Genomic DNA, 15558 nt, shown 5'->3' on the forward strand with positions numbered 1-15558 from the left:
GATGCCTTGAATGAGCCATCGCTACGCACCCATGTTCACGCAGCTGGCCTGCGCCTTGACGCTGTCGAGCCTGCCGATCGGCATGGCTCTGGCAGCGCCGGGTAATTGCAGCGCCCTGGGCCAGTTGCCCGCCGTGGTCGAGGTGGGAGAAGGCCTGCAGCAGGAACTGCAATCACCCGTGGCAATCACGCGCCTGGCCATCGGCGACCCGAAGATCGCCGATGTGCGGGTCAACGGCGACCGTAACTTCCTGCTCACCGGTGTCAGCAGCGGCGCCACCAGCCTGCTGGTGTGGACCGCCTGCGCCAGCGCGCCGCGCCAGAGCATGGTGTTCGTCAAGGGCAAGGCCACCTCGGCGCTGACCAGCGTGTCGCTGTCGCCCTCGCAAGACCCGTTGCTGCCCAGCCAGGTGCAGACCGATATCCGCTTCGTGGAAGTCAGTCGCAGCAAGCTCAAGGAAGCCAGCACCAAGCTGTTGGGCACGGGTGCAAACTTTTTCCTCGGTAGCCCCAACATCCTGTCCCCCTCGGAAGGCGTGTTCAAACTGCCGGTGAGCACGGACAGCTTCAACGTCGGTTTTGGTGGTGGCCGGGTCAAGGCCATGATCAACGCCCTGGAACGCAGTGGCTTTGCCTACACCCTGGCACGCCCAAGCCTGGTGGCCATGAGCGGGCAGAGCGCATCCTTCCTGGCCGGCGGTGAGGTGCCCATCCCGGTGCCCAGCTCCGGCAGCGACACCATTTCTATCGAGTACAAGGAGTTCGGCATCCGCCTGACGCTGACACCTACGGTGATCGACCGCAACCGCATCACCCTCAAGGTGGCGCCGGAAGTCAGCGAGCTCGACTACAGCAACGCGGTGCAGATCCAAGGCATCCAGGTGCCGGCCCTGACCGTACGCCGCACCGACACCAGCGTGTCCCTGGCCGATGGCGAAAGCTTTGTGATCAGCGGCCTGATCAGCACCAACAACCGCTCGACCATCGACAAATTCCCGGGGCTGGGCGATATCCCGATCCTCGGCGCGTTCTTCCGCGACTCCACGATCAGCCGCGAAGAAAAAGAACTGCTGATGATCGTCACGCCGCACCTGGTGCAACCGTTGGCCGCCAACGCCCAACTGCCGTCCTTGCCGGGCGAAAAACTGCGCAGCTACGACCCGAACTGGTACCGGCTGTTTTTCCTGGAAAACGGCAACTTCGATCGTCGCAGTGGACTTTCCCAATGAGCGATAGCCTGAGCCAGACCTTCCTCGCCATCACCCGCAACACCACCGACCTTGAGTGGCTGCAGGGAGCCCTTGCACCGCTTGGCCAAGTGGTGAGCGCCGGCACCGGCAGCCTCGACGAACTGCTGGCACTGGCCGACGTGACCTTCGCCAACCTGGTGTTCATCGGCCTGGACCGCGAAAACCTGGTGGCCCAGAGCGCACTGATCGAAGGTGCCCTGGAAGCCAAGCCGATGCTCGCCGTGGTCGCCCTGGGCGATGGCATGGACAACCAGCTTGTGCTGAATGCCATGCGTGCCGGCGCTCGGGATTTTGTCGCCTACGGCTCACGCTCCAGCGAAGTGGCCGGCCTGGTGCGGCGCCTGAGCAAGCGCCTGCCGACCGTGACATCCAACGCCCAACTGGGTGGCCTGACCGTACTGTTCGGCACCCAGAGCAACGCCGATGGGGCGATGTTGGCCACCCACCTGGCGCTGGTGGTGCAGAAGAGCGGGCAGCAGACCCTGCTGCTCGACCTGGGCCTGCCACGCAGCGACAGCCTGGCGCTGCTGGGCCTGGAGAGCACGTTCAATTTCGGCGATGCGCTGCGGCATCTGCGCCGCCTCGACACCACCATGATCAACAGCGCGTTCACCACCGCCCTGGATGGCCTGCGCATCCTGGCGTACGCCACCGGTGACGAACCGCTCAAACTCACCAGCGCCGCCGAGCTGTACATGTTGCTCAGCGCCTTGCGCCAACACTTCCAGCACATCGTCGTGAACATTACCGGTCAGCCGGACAGCGAAGCCCTGCGCACCTTTGTCGGCCATTGCGACAAACTGCTGTGGTGTACCGATCAGAACGTGCTGGACTGCCGCCGCAACCTGGCAGTGATCAACCGCTGGCGCGAGAAAGGCATGAAGCTCGATCACGCCAAGCTGGTGGTGGACCGCTATATCAAAGCCTGCGCGCCGGACACCGAAGCCCTGGAAAAGAGCTTCGGCCTCGAATGCGTCGCCGTGCTGCCCCTGAGCGCCGAATTGCGCCTGAATGTGAAAAACCAGGGTCAGACCCTGTTCGCCCTGGCGCCACGCGAACCCTTGACCCAGGCCGTACGTGCCTTGGGCGAGCGCCTGGCAAAACGCTCCGAGGGTTTGGCAAAGCCCTCGATGCGCTGGTTTGAACGCTTCCTGGGGTCCGGACGATGAGCGGCGAAAAACTGTTTGGCGGCCCGGCCCGCGCTGCCGGTGGCAACACCGATCACGATGGCCTGAAACTGGTGCTGCATCGCTACATCATCGACGCCATCGAGGAGTCGGGTAAGAACCTGCTCGAAGGCACGCGCCAGTCCCTGGCGCAATTCGTCGTCGACAAAGTTTCCGAGTACATCACGCGCATGCGCCTGGCGATCTCGCGCTATGAAACGGAGCGCCTGGCCGAAGAGATCGTCGACGAACTCACCGGTTTCGGCCCGCTGGAGGTGCTGTTGCGTGACCCTTCGGTGACCGAGATCCTGGTCAACGGGCCCCATCGGGTATTCATCGAGCGTGATGGGCTGCTGCACCAGAGCGACCTGCGCTTCATCGACGACCACCACGTGGAGCGCGTGATGCAACGCATCCTCGCACCGCTGGGCCGGCGCCTGGACGAGTCTTCGCCGATGGTGGATGCACGCCTGCCTGATGGCAGCCGAGTCAATGCGATCATCCCGCCGATTGCCCTGGATGGGCCGTGCCTGTCGATCCGAAAATTCCGCAAGGACATGCTCAAGAGCAGTGACCTGGTCGCCATGCAGACCATCGACCAGAGCATTTTCGAGTTCTTCCAAGAGGCCGTGGGCAAGCGCTGCAATATCCTGATCAGCGGCGGTACCGGCACCGGAAAAACCACGTTGCTGAATATCCTCAGCCAGCTGATCAACCCCCACGAGCGCCTGGTGACCATCGAAGACGTCGCCGAATTGCAACTGGGCCATCCCCACGTGGTACGCCTGGAAACCCGTCCGCCGAACGCCGAGGGCCACGGCGAAGTCAAGTCCAGCGACCTGATCCGCAACGCCCTGCGGATGCGCCCGGACCGCATCATCCTTGGCGAGATCCGTGGTGTCGAAGTGCTCGACGTGATGACGGCGATGAACACCGGCCACGACGGCTCCATGAGCACCGTGCACGCCAACAACGCCCAGGATGCGTTGCTGCGCCTGGAAACCCTGGTGGGTCTGACCGGGCGGGTAATCGCCGAAAAAACCCTGCGCCAGATGATCTGCGCCGCACTGGACGTGATCATCCAACTGACGCGCATGCCCGATGGGCGTCGCTGCGTGAGCGAAGTGGTGGAAGTGGTCGGTGTGCGTGATGACGTGTACGTCACCAATACCCTGTTCCGCCTGGACCGGCGTACCGGCTTTGGCTTCCTGCGCGAAGCCCTCAACCCGGCCGGCGACAAACTGCGCCGCGAATCGGCGTTGCAGTCCTAGGGAGCGCGTGATGACAGGACCGGTGTTGCTGCTTGTCTGCCTGCTGTTGATCGGCCTGTCGTTCTGGCAGTTTCAGCATGGCCTGCGCAAAGCCCAGACAGACCGCGTGTTGGAGCGCCTCGGCGAAGGCCAGCCCGACACCCAGGAGCCGAATACCAAGTGGAGCGGCCTTGAGCGCATGTTCCAGCGCGCCGGGCTGGGCAAGCCCACCGACCGCCTGGGCCTGTGGCTGAGCGCCTGGGTGATAGGCGCGCTGTTCGGCTGGCTGCTGGCCGACGGTCTGGGGCTGATCGCGATGGTCGTGGTGCCGCCCCTGGTACTGCGCGTGTACATCAGCTGGCGTTATCAACGGCGCGTGCAGCGCATGGTCGAGCAACTGCCGCAGTTGCTCGACCATAGCGTACGCAGCCTCAAGTCCGGCAGAACCCTGGCGGACGCGGTACTGGGCGGCGTCGAGGGCGTTGAAAACCCACTCAAGGACGCCATGGCCCGCGTGCAGCGCAACGTGCGCATGGGGGTCAGCCTGCCGGACTCGGTGAGCGACTTTGCCGAGTTCTACGAGCAGGACGAATTCCGCCTGTTCGCCCTCGGCCTGAAGGTCAACCACCGCTACGGCGGCAACGCCAGCGAACTGCTGGAAAACCTGATCAAGATGATCCGCGAGCGCGAACAAGGCGCGAGGCAACTCAAGGCCATGACCGGTGAAACGCGCATGACCGCTTATGTGCTGGGCGGGCTGCCCATCCTGATCGTGGGCTACTTCATGATGGTCAACCCGCAATACTTGATGACCATGTGGAACGACGGCACCGGGCGCACCCTGCTCTTCGTGGCATTGGCGATGGACATGGCCGGGACCCTGGCCATGTGGCGCATGCTGAGGAGTGTTTGAGATGGCACTGCTGGCCTTCGCCTTGTTGTTGCTCGCCGCCGCCGTCCTGGTGGGTGGCCAGTTGCTCGAAAACCGGCGGCGCGAGCGCAGGGTCACGGAGCGCTTGCAGGGGCGGATGGGCACTGATGACAAACTCGCCACGCTCATCCGCCAACTGGGCGGCAGCAGCCTGGCACAGCGTTCGGTCAGCCTGGACAACGAGACCCAGACCCTGCTGAACCGCGTGGGTTGGCGCAAGGCCAGCCAGCGTTCGCTGTTCGCCGCCTTCCAGGTCGGTACACCGATTGTGCTGCTGGGTTTCACCTTGCTTGGCCAGCAGATACTGTTCCCACACGCGGACCCCGCATGGATTGCGCCGATGTTTGCCCTGGGCATCGGCTACCTGCTGCCCAAACGTGTGCTCGCCGCTGCGGCCAAGTATCGCCAGCAGACCATCGCCAAGGAAATTTCAACCTTCATTCCACTGCTGCGCATCCTGTTCGAATCCGGCATGGCGATTGAACAGTCGCTGCGGGTGGTGGGCAACGAAGCGCAGCGCCTGCTGCCTGCACTGACCCATGAACTGCGCCTGATCCTGGCACGGGTCGATTCCGGGCTGGAGCTGAGCGAGGAACTGGGCAAGACCGCGCGCCTGCTGGAGGTAGATGAGTTCACCGACACCTGCATCATCCTCCAGCAATTGATCCAGCAGGGTGGCGGCGCGATGAAGTCCCTGCTGGCCCTCAAGCAACTGCTCGACGACCGACGCCTGACCCGCTTGCAGGAATACATCTCGAAGATGTCGGCAAAAATGTCGGTGGTGATGATGGTGTTTCTGTTCCCCGCTTTGTTGATCGTGCTCGGCGGCCCGGCCTTTATCGGCATCGCCCGCGCGTTGAGCCACTTTTGAGGAGACCTTGATGAAAGCACTGATTGCCGGCCTGACACTGTTGATGCTCGGCGGCTGCGCCACCAACGGCCAATCACCCTGGGCGGCACTGACCTCACCCGGCAGTTGCGCCAAGCCGAGCGCGGACCAGGAGCTGGCGCTGAACCTGTCCGATGACCTGGCCAACGAAGGCAAGCTGCACGCCAGCCTGGCCAACCTGCAAAACCTGCCCGAGTCACTGCCCCAGGTGCGCCAGCGCAAAGCCCGCACTTATCGCCTGCTCGGGCGCAGCGAAGCCGAGCCGTTGTACCGCAGCCTGCTCGGCACCTGCATGACGGCCGAAGGCGAGCACGGCCTCGGGCAATTGGCGGCCGCCAGGGGCAACAACGGCCTGGCCATGACTCACTTGCAACGGGCTGCGCAGCTGGCACCCACTGACGAAAAGATCCGCAATGACTTGGGCGTGGTGTACCTCAACCAATTAAGGGTGGAAGACGCCCGCTTTGAATTCATGACCGCCATCGAACTCAAGCAAGGCGACCCGCTGGCGGCCGTCAACCTGGTCACGCTGTTGATTTACCAGAATGACTGGGGGCAAGCGGCCAAGGTTGTCAGCCAGTTGGGCCTGAGCCGCGAACAGTTCACCGAGGCCCAGGCCCGCGCGGAGAAACTCAAGGCCTCCGGCGTGGCGACACGCAAAGTCGCAGCGGTCAGCGAAACCCTGCCGGTGACCCTCAAGTAAGGAGAGCAAGATGAAAGCACACTACTTCATCGCACTGGCGCTGCTACCCCTGAGCGCACTGGCCATCGAACCTGGCCCATCGTCCCCCTACCAGGCGGAGACCGAAAACTGGATGGCCTTGCAGGTCGATGGGCGCGCAGCTTCCGCCACGCCACAACGGACCACGCCCGCAGAACGAGAGCAGGCCTTGCAGCGTTGGTTGGACAGCAACAAACATCCAATTCCGGAGTTCTTCGAGTCGCAATCCGGCGGGTCGTCCAAGGGTGGGAAGAGTCAGTAACCGTCAGTGCGCCGTCACCCGTTGCCGCAGCGCCGAGGTAGCCGGCGACAGGGCCAGTGCCAGCTGGGTACGGTTATGCATATGGGTGAGGCGCAGCACCTGGGACACGTACAGCTTGACGGTGTTTTCGGTGATCCCCAGTTCACAGGCGATCTGGTAGTTGGTCTGGCCCTTGCCCACCAGGCGCGCAACATCGAGCTGGCGCGGCGACAGCTGGTTGAAGATGGTCGGGATTTCGATCGGCCCGGCATCATCGACGACCGGCTCGCCCTCATCCGCCAAGCCGGCGCCAGGACTGCGCCGCACTTTGTCGAGGTCCTGGTACAAATCGTTGATGGATTCGGAAAGGTATTGCAGCTTCTGGTTCAGGTGCCCCAGGTGCAGCTCCTTTTGCCGCTCCTCCAGCGCCGCTTCCTGGCGTTGCAGGCCTTCGAGCAACTCATCGAGGTTGATCGGCTTCTGGTAGTAATCCGAGATCCCCGCGCGCAGGGCCTTGATCACGTCCTGTTTGTCGGCACGCCCGGTGAGCATGATGGCCTCGAACGCGCGCTGCTTGCCCGCGACCTTCTGCATGGCCTGCACCAGTTCGATGCCATCCATGTCCGGCATATGCAGGTCGCACAGCACTAGGCCGATCTCGAGGTCTTCGCTGAAGCGCTGCAAAGCGTGTCGGCTGGACTCACAGGGGACGCAGCGGTAACCGCTGCCTTCAAGAAATTCGCAGAGCTCTTCCACGATCAACGGCTGATCGTCGACCACGAGCACTTTTACCGCCGAGGTAAGCTTGTTCACGCGCTACTCCATGCCTGGCAAGCAAATGGGCGACCCATCCATTTGGACAAAAAAAACATCCGGATACTACATAAACGTAGACGCACTTTCCGACTATGTACATAGCGGCAGAGCGGTTGTTCGACTAATGGATCCAAAGCCAGCACAGCACAAATCCTGTCAAAACAAAGGGGGCAAAGGGCTGTTTGGTTGACACCTGCACATCTGTCCTCCCCCGACGCGCCCTAAGCCTTTGACTCACAAGCACCCAGCACGCCTGAAACAGCGCCGCACCGATCAACGACCAAAGCAAATAGTCCAGCGTACTGGCCAGGGCCAGCGCAGCCAGCAGCTTCACATCCCCCGCGCCAAAGCGGCCCAGCGCATAGCCGGGCAAGGTCAGCAGCAAGGCCAGGGCGAAGGCCCAGCCGCCCTCGCTGGCGGGCGCTCCGAGCCAGGTCGTGCCCGTCCACAGCAAGAAGATCAGCGCCAGCAGCGCCGCCCCCAGGGTCAGGCCATTGGCAATTTGACGCTGACGCATATCCTGCAACGCACAGAGCCCCAGCCAGAGCAGAATCACCACGCCATGGATCACGTAAAAAACATCCCTTTTCGCTGAATGATTCTATGCTGATATCAAGTAGTAGCCGTCAGGGTAGACGCAGTCATGAAAACAGGCCTGCCTGGAAAGCAAAAAGGTGCGGCGGCGATTGAGTTCGCCCTGGTCTTCGCGATCTTTTTTGCCGTGTTCTACGGGTTGATCAGCTATAGCCTGCCGTTGCTGTTGATGCAGTCGTTCAACCAGGCGGCGGCGGAGGCCGTGCGCCAGGCCCTGTCGGTGGACCCGATAGCCGCCGGCACCGCGTACGGGACGCAGGTGACCGACCGCGCCAAAAACACCGTGATCACCCAGTTGAGCTGGATCCCTTCCAGCTTCCAGTTCTCCCCCAGTTACATCAGCAGCACCTACAACGGCACCACGTTGACCGTGGCGATCAACTACCCCACTACCAACCTCTATTCCGTGTTCCCGGCACTGGTGCTGCCGGGGATCGGCACCGTCCCGAACCTGCCGGCCAACCTCTCCGCCAGTTCGAGTCTGCAGTTTTGACGTCGGGGGATAAACTCTTCGGGCGCCTGCTCGGTCGCGCCAGCGCGCCGCCCCTCGACATGCCGGGTGTGCCCCTGCCAGGGCTGCAGGTGCAATTGGATGCTCTAGGCCATGTGCTGAGCATCAGCGGCAGCCTGCGCCCACAGCTTGCGATGCACGCCATCGGCGAACGCCGGCCACCACTGCATGAACTGCTGTGCGCCAGCAGCGCCTTGACTATCGAAGGCAGCCCCGCCGACTGGCAACACCAGGGCCTGGACCTGGACTTCCAGGCCGCAACCGGCCAGGTGCTGCATACCCGCGGCTGGATCGAACCCGACGGTGATGCCTGGAGCCTGCGCCTGCAGGACGTTGGCGATTTGCTCGCCGGCCGGCAACTGGCCCAGCACCGCGAACAGAACCATCAACTCGCCTGCCAGATGAGCGAGCAATTGCGGGTGTGCAGCCTGGCCCGCCTGCCCGAGGTGTTCAACGAGCACCTGCGCAGCCTGGCCCAGCGCTGGCACATCCCCTGCGTTGCCCTGGCCTTGCTCGATGACGAAGACCACGGCTGGCGGATCTACAGCCAGTACGCCGCCCACGACGCCCCCGCCTTGTGGCAGGCCGGCCAACACCTGGGGATCAGCCTGGACAGCGTCAATGGCAACGCACCGTTGAGCCTGGCCCAGGAGCGCAGCGATAACCCGCGCCTGCACAGTATCTTCGGCGATGCCGACGGTTTCCTGGTGCCCTACCGCGACAGTCAGGGCGTCGCCGCCTGGTTGCTCTGTGGCCAATACAACGGCCAGCAACACACCCGCGACCGCGACTGGCTCAACCTTGCCGCCGCCCTCGCCGCGCCCCTGCTGAGCCGGCTGCGCGAGCAGCGCTATCACCAGCAGCTCGACCGTATGGAGGCGTTGCAGGGCCTGCTCGGCACCGGCTGGTGGGAGCTGCTGCCGGCCACCCAGGAAATCCAGCTGGCCCCGCAGTTGCTGCACAGCCTCAGCCTGGAAGACGGTCCTACCCGCCAACCCCTGAGCCAGTGGCTGGAACTGATCCACCCGGCCGATCGCCAGGCCCTCGACAGCCGTCTGCACGACCTGCAGGCCCTGGGCAAACCCTTGCTGACCAGCGTGCGCCTGCAACGCACCGACGCCGAGCACCACCCGCTCTGGTATCGCGTGCAGGGCCAGGTGCTGGGCGTGGGCGACAGCCGCCGCTGGATCGGTTTCATGCTCGACATCAGCGACATCAAGAACCAGCAACTGCAAGCCGCCGCCGCCCATGCGCGCCTGGACAACCTGATCGCCAGCTCACCGGCCGTGATCTATGTGCAGCGCTATGTCGACGGCGCCCTGCATCCGGCCTTTTTCAGCGACAGCCTGCTACCGCTGCTGGGCTGGACCTTGGCCGAGTGCAACCACGAAAGCCTGGCGTCCTTGATCCACCCCGAAGACCGCGAGCTGTACTTCGAGCGCAGCCGCCAATTACTACGTGACGGCAGCGTACGCAGTCGCTACCGCCTGCGCGACAAACAGGGCCACTACCACTGGTTGCTGGACGAAGCCAAGTTGCTGCGCGATGACCTCGGCCTGCCGGTGGAAGCCGTCGGCCTGTGGCTGGATGTCACCGAGGCAACCCTGGCCGCCGAGCAAATCAGGCAGAGCGAAGAACGCTACCGCATCCTGGTCGAAGACTCCCCGGCGATGATCTGCCGCTATCGCCCCGACCTGACCCTGACCTTCGGCAACACACCGCTGGCCAACTACCTGGAATGCCTGCCCGCGCAATTGCCGGGACTGAACCTGGGTCACTGGCTGTCGGACGAACAACGCCAGGCCTTTGTGCAACGCATCGAACAGTTGACCCCGGAATTCCCGGTCAGCACCGCCGAAATCAGCTTGGAATTGCCGGGACGCGAACATGCCTGGTGGGTCTGGTCGGACCGTGGTGTGTTCGATGAACAGGGCACGCTGGTGGAAGTGCAGGCGGTGGGCCGTGACAACACCGAAGTGCGCCGCTCCCAGCAGCAACTGACGCAAAGCGCCAAGATGGCCACCCTGGGCGAAATGGCCACCGGTCTGGCCCATGAAATCAACCAGCCGCTGAACGTGATGCGCATGGCCGTCGTCAATGTGCTCAAGCGCCTGGGCAATGGCGATGCGCAGATCGACTACCTCATCGAAAAACTCCAGCGCATCGATGCCCAGGTGCAGCGCGCCACGCGGGTGGTGGACCATATGCGCGTGTTCGGCCGCCGCTCGGAAATCGAACAACTGCCCTTCGACCCGTCGCAGGCGTTGGACGGCACGCTGTCACTGCTCGGCGAGGGTCTGCGCGGCAAGGGGGTGGAGGTGCGCATCACCCCAGCGGACTTCCAGGTGCAGGTCAAAGGCTATGTCGACCAGCTTGAACAGGTGTTGATCAACCTGATGGTCAATGCCCGTGACGCGCTGTTGAGCAAGCGGGAAAAACACCCTGAATTTCGTCCCTGGATCGCGGTGCATTGCGAGCACGACAGCCGCCATGTACGGATCTGGGTGGAAGACAACGGCGGCGGCATTGACCCACGGCTGCTGGAGCGGATTTTCGAACCGTTCTTCACCACCAAGCCGATTGGCGTGGGCACCGGGCTGGGGTTGTCGGTGAGTTATGGGATTGTGGAAAACATGGGCGGACGCCTGAGCGTCGCCAATGGTGAGCACGGCGCGAAGTTTTGTGTGGAGTTGCCGATCAGCTAGATCACCAGGTAGGCGCGGCCCATGTGACAACTGAGGTTGGCGCCGACTTCGGCATTGCCGAGGTTGACACCCAGGGCTGCGAGCAACGTGTTGACGATAGGGTCGAGGATCGGCGCCAGGACGTTCTGGACCAGGCTGACCACCGAGTTGACGATGGTCGCCAGTGCACTGGTGACTGTGCTGTTCGGCGTAGCGGGCGTGCTTCCGGTAGGTGGGACATAGGTCACCTGCAAGCCGCTCAAGGTAGCCCCCAGGCTGTTAACGATATTGGCGGTGCCGGGTGGGCTTTTGTAGATCGTCGCCGCATTGATGTCATTCACCGGCGAAAACAACACCGTATTGGTTTGTGCCCCTACGGTGGACAACGCCCTCAGGTTCAAGCCACCGCCGACGCCGGCGGTACGCGGACCGCACACCAGGGTCAGCAGGCAAAAGCGTTGGCCAAAGTCGATCAGCCGCACCGGCTGCACATTCACAGGCAGGGACGATGAAAACGCCGACACCGGGTCAACGTAGCCGACGCCCAAGGTAGCGAGTGAGGTGGTGGCCTGCACCGTCAACGACTTGGTGGCCGGGGTGGCGCAACTGAAGTCTGTCACGTGGCTCTCTGCACTGGCCGCCTCGATATAGATGGATAAGGTTGTGGTGATATCCACATCAGCCACATTGCACCCGACTATGCACACGACACCGGCCACCACATCGAGCAGGTTCAGGTTCAACAAACCGCCGACCACCTTCGACACGGGCGTCGCCAGCCCGGTCAGTATCGAGGAAACCCCCGAGACCACCTTGATGATGGGCGCATCGATGGTGACCAACGTGCGTACCTGGGCAGTTCGTACAAAAATCTGGTCCGTCGGCGGATTATTCAACAGCCCCGCCTTGGCCTTGGCCGGATTGCCAAACGCAGACAGTTGCGGCGGTTCGATGACTTTGGTCTGGACCGAGACGGTGCCAACCAGAGGAATATTCACCTGCGCTGCCGCACTGACCGCACTTTTGCTACTGGATAGCTGCGCCACGGTCTCCAGCAACTGAAACAACTGCACACTGGTATTCAAGGCCGCAGCCGGCGTCCCGGTGGCGACTTTCAGCAAGTCTCCCACCTTCAGAAGCTGGGTATTCGGGGCGATGGCTTTTAATGTAATCACGTCGTTGATCACCGCCGTGGCGACCGCGCCATTTTTTTGCAGGACCTTCACCGCCGCATCGATCAACTGGCTGGCGGATACGGCGGTGCTGAGCAACGCGTCGTAGTCCCCCGCCTTGACGTTCAATTGGATCGCCAACTGGTCCAGATAACCGAGCAGATTCACGTTCGTCGTCAGCAAGCCATTCCAGCCCGCTGCGGTCAGGGACAGGCTGCCGCCCAACAGGTTGCCGATGACCATGTTCAATAGCGGGGAGTTGCCGGAGTTCACCGAGGCCAGACTGCTGCGAATCGTCAGTTGCGCCACCGGCGGTGCATAGGCGGCCACGGCAGTGGCACTCAGCACCATTTGGGTAGACATCGGCGCGCCGCTGAACATGTTCCACAGCCCACTGGCGACGCTGGTCATCACGCTGCGGGTGGCGACCACGCGGACGGCATCGTTTTTGGTGGCATCGGCCGCAAACACGCGGACATTGCTGGCATTGGTGGTCAGTGTGCCGCAGGTCACGGCCAGGCCACGGCTGTTGTCGCCGGCGACCACGGTGAAGCCGTTGCGTGTGGCGTTCTGCACGGCGTAGTCATTGGCGGTGGTGGTGGGTGTGCACAGGCCGCCACGGCTTGCGGCTTCCAGCGCGGCACTGTCGGCAACGGACTGCAGCTTGCGCTTTTCCAGGTAGAGACGGCCGCTGTCTACCGCCAGCAGCAGGAACACCATGGCCATCGCCAGGGTAGCCGCCGCCATCAGGCCAATTGCACCACGCTGCCTGTCACCAAGTCGGGGAGACATCAGGCACTCCTTAGCGCTTACTCTCCGTAGATGGTTTTGAGTGTAGACAAGGGCTGGCCCGTTGCCATAAATCGGTTTTAGGGCTTTAGGGCTTTAGGGGGCTGCTTCGCAGCCCAACGCAGGGCAAGCCTGCTCACCACAGCAAGCCTGCTCGCTACAGCAAGCCTGCTGGCCAAAGCAAGCCTGCTCACCACGGCGAGCCTGCGCCTAAAGGGGTTAGTGAGGGGGGTAGCTGGAGAGGACGCGGGTGACGGTGGTGCGGATGGCTTTGTCACGGTCCTGTGGGTTGGGCGAGGTGGCCATCATCTGTTCGTCGCTGCCGCGCCAGACCAGTTTGCCGTCCTTGCCATCGAGCAGGTCGATCTGGATGGTCGCCACTTTGTAGGTGATGTTGCGCGTTTCGTTGTACATCGGCGCGCCCCAATAGCCATTCCACGGGCCGCCCCAGGCGCCGCCGTAGTTGGTGGTGACCTGTTGCTGGCGGTCTTCGACGATCAGGTAGGCCTGCACGTTCAGGTCAGCCCTGGTGCCAGGCGCCGCAGGGCGCAGGCCGCGCTGGTCGAGTTGTTCACCCACGGCCTGGCGGATACGTTGTTCGGTGAGGTCGCTCTTGATGCGCGGGTCATCGGGGCGGTATTGCAGGGCCGGGTCTTTCCAGGCCCAGCTGCGGTAGGCGCCGAAATCCCGGCTGGCGTCAAAATCGTGGTTGACCTGGGCATTCTGGCAACCGCCAAGCAGCACAACAAAAGCGAGCGTAGCGATACGACGAAACATGGTTGTTCTCCAAAGAGCGACCCGCGCTAAAGATGAGAATAGCGGTTAACTGGGAGGGTACGCCGTCATTGCCTTCTGCACCGCCTGGCGCAAGGCATCTCCCCGCTCACTGAGGCTGCCCTGGCTGCCCGTCTCTGCGCTGGCACTCCACACCGGCTGGCCGGTGCGGGCATCGAACAGGTTGACGCGCACCACCACGACCTGCACTTCATAGGTGCGCACGATCGGCACCGAGTTGTACATGCCATAGCCATTGCCATAGCGGTTGTAGCCGCCGTAACCGTAGCCGTAGTCATCCTGGACTTGCTTGAGACGCTTCTCCAGGCGCACGTCGGCGCTGACGAAGAGGTCCGCCGGGCGATTGTCATGCAAGGGGCGCAGGCCGCGCTGGTCGAGGGCGCCGCTGACCGCTTCGGCAATCTGCGCCGAATCCGCCCAGGCCGTGCCCGCTGGAAGCTGGCCGTTGCGCCAGGCCCAATTGCGGTAGGCGCCGTAATCGCGCACCGGCGCCGGGTAGGCACTGGCATCAAAGGTGTGGGCCGCCTGGGGCGGCGCCGGTGGGATCGGCGCCGACGCGGCAACATAAGGATTGGGGCTTGAACAGGCGCCCAACCCCAGGGACAACAGGATCAAACAGAGACGACGCATTTCGACCTCCGCAGACTGGGCCGCTTAAACCGGACGGCAGATCCAGTGCAAATAACGCCCAAGTCCGGCAAAGCTTGGGTGACGACGGTGAGCGAGTTCCATCTCCAAAAGGTCCTGTAAATCCGCACGGGCCTGGAATTCCACCGGCATATAGTCGTGGAACACCCGCACGCCACTTTGGCTTTCGACCTGCCAAAGGCCTTCGAGTTGCGCCGCCAATTCTCGTGGGTCCAGCGGTTGTTGCGGCGTGAGGCTCTGCTTTTCGCCGGCCATGTCATTCTTGCGCATTTTGCGGAAATGGCCCTTGAGCAGGTTGCGATAAATCAGCGCATCGCGGTTGTAGAACGCCAGGGACAACCACCCACCCGGCGCCGTGAGTTGGTGCAGCACCGGCAGGATCGCATGGGGTTCGGCGAGCCATTCCAGCACCGCGTGGCACAGCACCAGGTCGTAGGGTTCGGTGAGCTGGCCGAGCAGGTCTTGCCAGGGTGCATGGATAAACGTTGCGGTCTGCCCCGCCTCGGCGAAACGTTGGCGGGCGCCTTCGAGCATCGGTTCGGCCGGTTCGGCCAGGGTCACCTGGTGGCCTTGTTCGGCGAGCCACAGCGACATATGGCCCAGGCCCGCACCAATATCCAGCACACGCAGCGGGCGCTTTGGCAGGGCTTCGGTGAGGTCGGCCTGGAGCACTGCCAGGCGGATCGCGCCTTTGGCACCGCCGTAGATTTTCTCGGCGAAGCGCGTGGCCAACTGGTCGAAATGACGGTCACTCATGGGCAAACCGCCGTTCGCTGTCGGCCAGTTTGGCGCGCACCACCTCATTCATATCAAGCCCCAGCTCACTGCACAGCAACAGCAGGTACAACACGATATCGCCGACTTCCTGCCCGGCATGGGCGAGTTTGTCGGCCGGCAAATGCCGCGACTGGTCTTCGGTCAGCCATTGGAAGATTTCCACCAGTTCGGCCATTTCCACACTGGCGGCCATGGCCAGGTTTTTCGGGCTGTGGAACGGCTTCCAGTCGTTGGTATCGCGGATGCGGTGCAGGCGTTCGGTGAGGTGTTCGAGGTTCATGCGGCAGGCTCCTGAAGGTGGATAGCTTCGGGGGGAATGGCCTTG

General features: G+C 63.0%; 16 protein-coding genes. 9 read left to right on the forward strand and 7 right to left on the reverse strand.

Going from position 1 to position 15558, the window contains the following annotated elements; all coding sequences use genetic code 11:
• Positions 1 to 10 precede the first annotated feature (10 nt).
• Genes NL123_RS27295 through NL123_RS27325 form a run of 7 tightly spaced genes read left to right on the forward strand, consistent with a single transcriptional unit; the run spans position 11 to position 6468 of the window.
• Positions 11 to 1228, forward strand: a complete 1218-nt coding sequence (locus NL123_RS27295; RefSeq protein WP_248485942.1) for a type II and III secretion system protein family protein — start codon at positions 11 to 13, stop codon at positions 1226 to 1228.
• Positions 1225 to 2418: a CpaE/TadZ family protein gene (locus tag NL123_RS27300; RefSeq protein WP_058423606.1), complete on the forward strand. Its 1194-nt coding sequence runs from the start codon at positions 1225 to 1227 to the stop codon at positions 2416 to 2418. Before NL123_RS27295 ends, NL123_RS27300 begins: the two co-directional genes overlap by 4 nt.
• Positions 2415 to 3686 (forward strand): TadA family conjugal transfer-associated ATPase, encoded by a 1272-nt coding sequence (locus tag NL123_RS27305; RefSeq protein ID WP_248485941.1) that lies wholly within the window; start codon positions 2415 to 2417, stop codon positions 3684 to 3686. Before NL123_RS27300 ends, NL123_RS27305 begins: the two co-directional genes overlap by 4 nt.
• Before the next feature lie 10 nt (positions 3687 to 3696).
• Positions 3697 to 4578 carry a type II secretion system F family protein gene (locus NL123_RS27310; protein WP_494356712.1) on the forward strand — a complete coding sequence of 294 codons (882 nt, stop codon included), beginning with the start codon at positions 3697 to 3699 and terminating at the stop codon, positions 4576 to 4578.
• Between the two features lies 1 nt (position 4579).
• A complete protein-coding gene (locus NL123_RS27315; protein WP_494356713.1) occupies positions 4580 to 5467 on the forward strand; it encodes a type II secretion system F family protein in 888 nt (295 codons plus the stop codon).
• Between the two features lie 10 nt (positions 5468 to 5477).
• Entirely contained in the window at positions 5478 to 6188 is a 711-nt protein-coding gene (locus NL123_RS27320) for a tetratricopeptide repeat protein (protein WP_248485938.1), read from the forward strand.
• A gap of 10 nt (positions 6189 to 6198) precedes the next feature.
• Positions 6199 to 6468 carry a DUF3613 domain-containing protein gene (locus NL123_RS27325; RefSeq protein WP_248485937.1) on the forward strand — a complete coding sequence of 90 codons (270 nt, stop codon included), beginning with the start codon at positions 6199 to 6201 and terminating at the stop codon, positions 6466 to 6468.
• 3 nt (positions 6469 to 6471) lie between these two features.
• On the opposite strand, the gene NL123_RS27330 is transcribed toward NL123_RS27325, so the two are convergent.
• Positions 6472 to 7260, reverse strand: a complete 789-nt coding sequence (locus NL123_RS27330; RefSeq protein ID WP_248485936.1) for a response regulator transcription factor — start codon at positions 7258 to 7260, stop codon at positions 6472 to 6474.
• A gap of 124 nt (positions 7261 to 7384) precedes the next feature.
• On the reverse strand, positions 7385 to 7834 hold the full coding sequence (locus NL123_RS27335; RefSeq protein WP_494356714.1) for a prepilin peptidase: 450 nt from the start codon (positions 7832 to 7834) through the stop codon (positions 7385 to 7387).
• A 72-nt stretch (positions 7835 to 7906) separates the two neighbouring features.
• On the opposite strand from NL123_RS27335, the gene NL123_RS27340 reads away from it, so the two are divergent.
• Together NL123_RS27340 and NL123_RS27345 are read left to right on the forward strand one after the other, a co-directional pair.
• Entirely contained in the window at positions 7907 to 8350 is a 444-nt protein-coding gene (locus tag NL123_RS27340) for a TadE/TadG family type IV pilus assembly protein (RefSeq protein WP_248485934.1), read from the forward strand.
• Positions 8347 to 11073, forward strand: coding sequence for a PAS domain-containing sensor histidine kinase (locus tag NL123_RS27345; RefSeq protein ID WP_494356715.1), 2727 nt, complete (start codon positions 8347 to 8349; stop codon positions 11071 to 11073). Before NL123_RS27340 ends, NL123_RS27345 begins: the two co-directional genes overlap by 4 nt.
• On the opposite strand, the gene NL123_RS27350 is transcribed toward NL123_RS27345, so the two are convergent.
• The 5 genes from NL123_RS27350 to NL123_RS27370 form a co-directional block, all read right to left on the reverse strand.
• On the reverse strand, positions 11070 to 13016 hold the full coding sequence (locus NL123_RS27350; RefSeq protein WP_494356716.1) for a pilus assembly protein TadG-related protein: 1947 nt from the start codon (positions 13014 to 13016) through the stop codon (positions 11070 to 11072). The two genes, NL123_RS27345 and NL123_RS27350, sit on opposite strands and share 4 nt — an antisense overlap.
• Before the next feature lie 216 nt (positions 13017 to 13232).
• The gene (locus tag NL123_RS27355; RefSeq protein WP_248485931.1) at positions 13233 to 13790 is read right to left on the reverse strand and encodes a DUF4136 domain-containing protein; all 558 of its coding nucleotides are present in this window, start codon (positions 13788 to 13790) and stop codon (positions 13233 to 13235) included.
• A gap of 45 nt (positions 13791 to 13835) precedes the next feature.
• Positions 13836 to 14438, reverse strand: a complete 603-nt coding sequence (locus NL123_RS27360; RefSeq protein WP_494356717.1) for a DUF4136 domain-containing protein — start codon at positions 14436 to 14438, stop codon at positions 13836 to 13838.
• Positions 14439 to 14462: 24 nt separating this feature from the next.
• Positions 14463 to 15212 (reverse strand): methyltransferase, encoded by a 750-nt coding sequence (locus NL123_RS27365; RefSeq protein ID WP_248485929.1) that lies wholly within the window; start codon positions 15210 to 15212, stop codon positions 14463 to 14465.
• Positions 15205 to 15513, reverse strand: a complete 309-nt coding sequence (locus NL123_RS27370) for a MazG-like family protein (protein WP_494356718.1) — start codon at positions 15511 to 15513, stop codon at positions 15205 to 15207. The genes NL123_RS27365 and NL123_RS27370 overlap by 8 nt, the downstream gene beginning before the upstream one ends.
• Positions 15514 to 15558 lie beyond the last annotated feature (45 nt).

It is taken from the genome of Pseudomonas sp. FBCC-B1565, from assembly GCF_059133265.1.

Coding starts and splice junctions, on each gene's coding strand:
- NL123_RS27295 (WP_248485942.1), top strand. CDS start 11: ATGAGCCATCGCTACGCACCCATGTTCACGCAGCTGGCCTGCGCCTTG.
- NL123_RS27300 (WP_058423606.1), top strand. CDS start 1,225: ATGAGCGATAGCCTGAGCCAGACCTTCCTCGCCATCACCCGCAACACC.
- NL123_RS27305 (WP_248485941.1), top strand. CDS start 2,415: ATGAGCGGCGAAAAACTGTTTGGCGGCCCGGCCCGCGCTGCCGGTGGC.
- NL123_RS27310 (WP_494356712.1), top strand. CDS start 3,697: ATGACAGGACCGGTGTTGCTGCTTGTCTGCCTGCTGTTGATCGGCCTG.
- NL123_RS27315 (WP_494356713.1), top strand. CDS start 4,580: ATGGCACTGCTGGCCTTCGCCTTGTTGTTGCTCGCCGCCGCCGTCCTG.
- NL123_RS27320 (WP_248485938.1), top strand. CDS start 5,478: ATGAAAGCACTGATTGCCGGCCTGACACTGTTGATGCTCGGCGGCTGC.
- NL123_RS27325 (WP_248485937.1), top strand. CDS start 6,199: ATGAAAGCACACTACTTCATCGCACTGGCGCTGCTACCCCTGAGCGCA.
- NL123_RS27340 (WP_248485934.1), top strand. CDS start 7,907: ATGAAAACAGGCCTGCCTGGAAAGCAAAAAGGTGCGGCGGCGATTGAG.
- NL123_RS27350 (WP_494356716.1), bottom strand. CDS start 13,016: ATGTCTCCCCGACTTGGTGACAGGCAGCGTGGTGCAATTGGCCTGATG.
- NL123_RS27355 (WP_248485931.1), bottom strand. CDS start 13,790: ATGTTTCGTCGTATCGCTACGCTCGCTTTTGTTGTGCTGCTTGGCGGT.
- NL123_RS27360 (WP_494356717.1), bottom strand. CDS start 14,438: ATGCGTCGTCTCTGTTTGATCCTGTTGTCCCTGGGGTTGGGCGCCTGT.
- NL123_RS27365 (WP_248485929.1), bottom strand. CDS start 15,212: ATGAGTGACCGTCATTTCGACCAGTTGGCCACGCGCTTCGCCGAGAAA.
- NL123_RS27370 (WP_494356718.1), bottom strand. CDS start 15,513: ATGAACCTCGAACACCTCACCGAACGCCTGCACCGCATCCGCGATACC.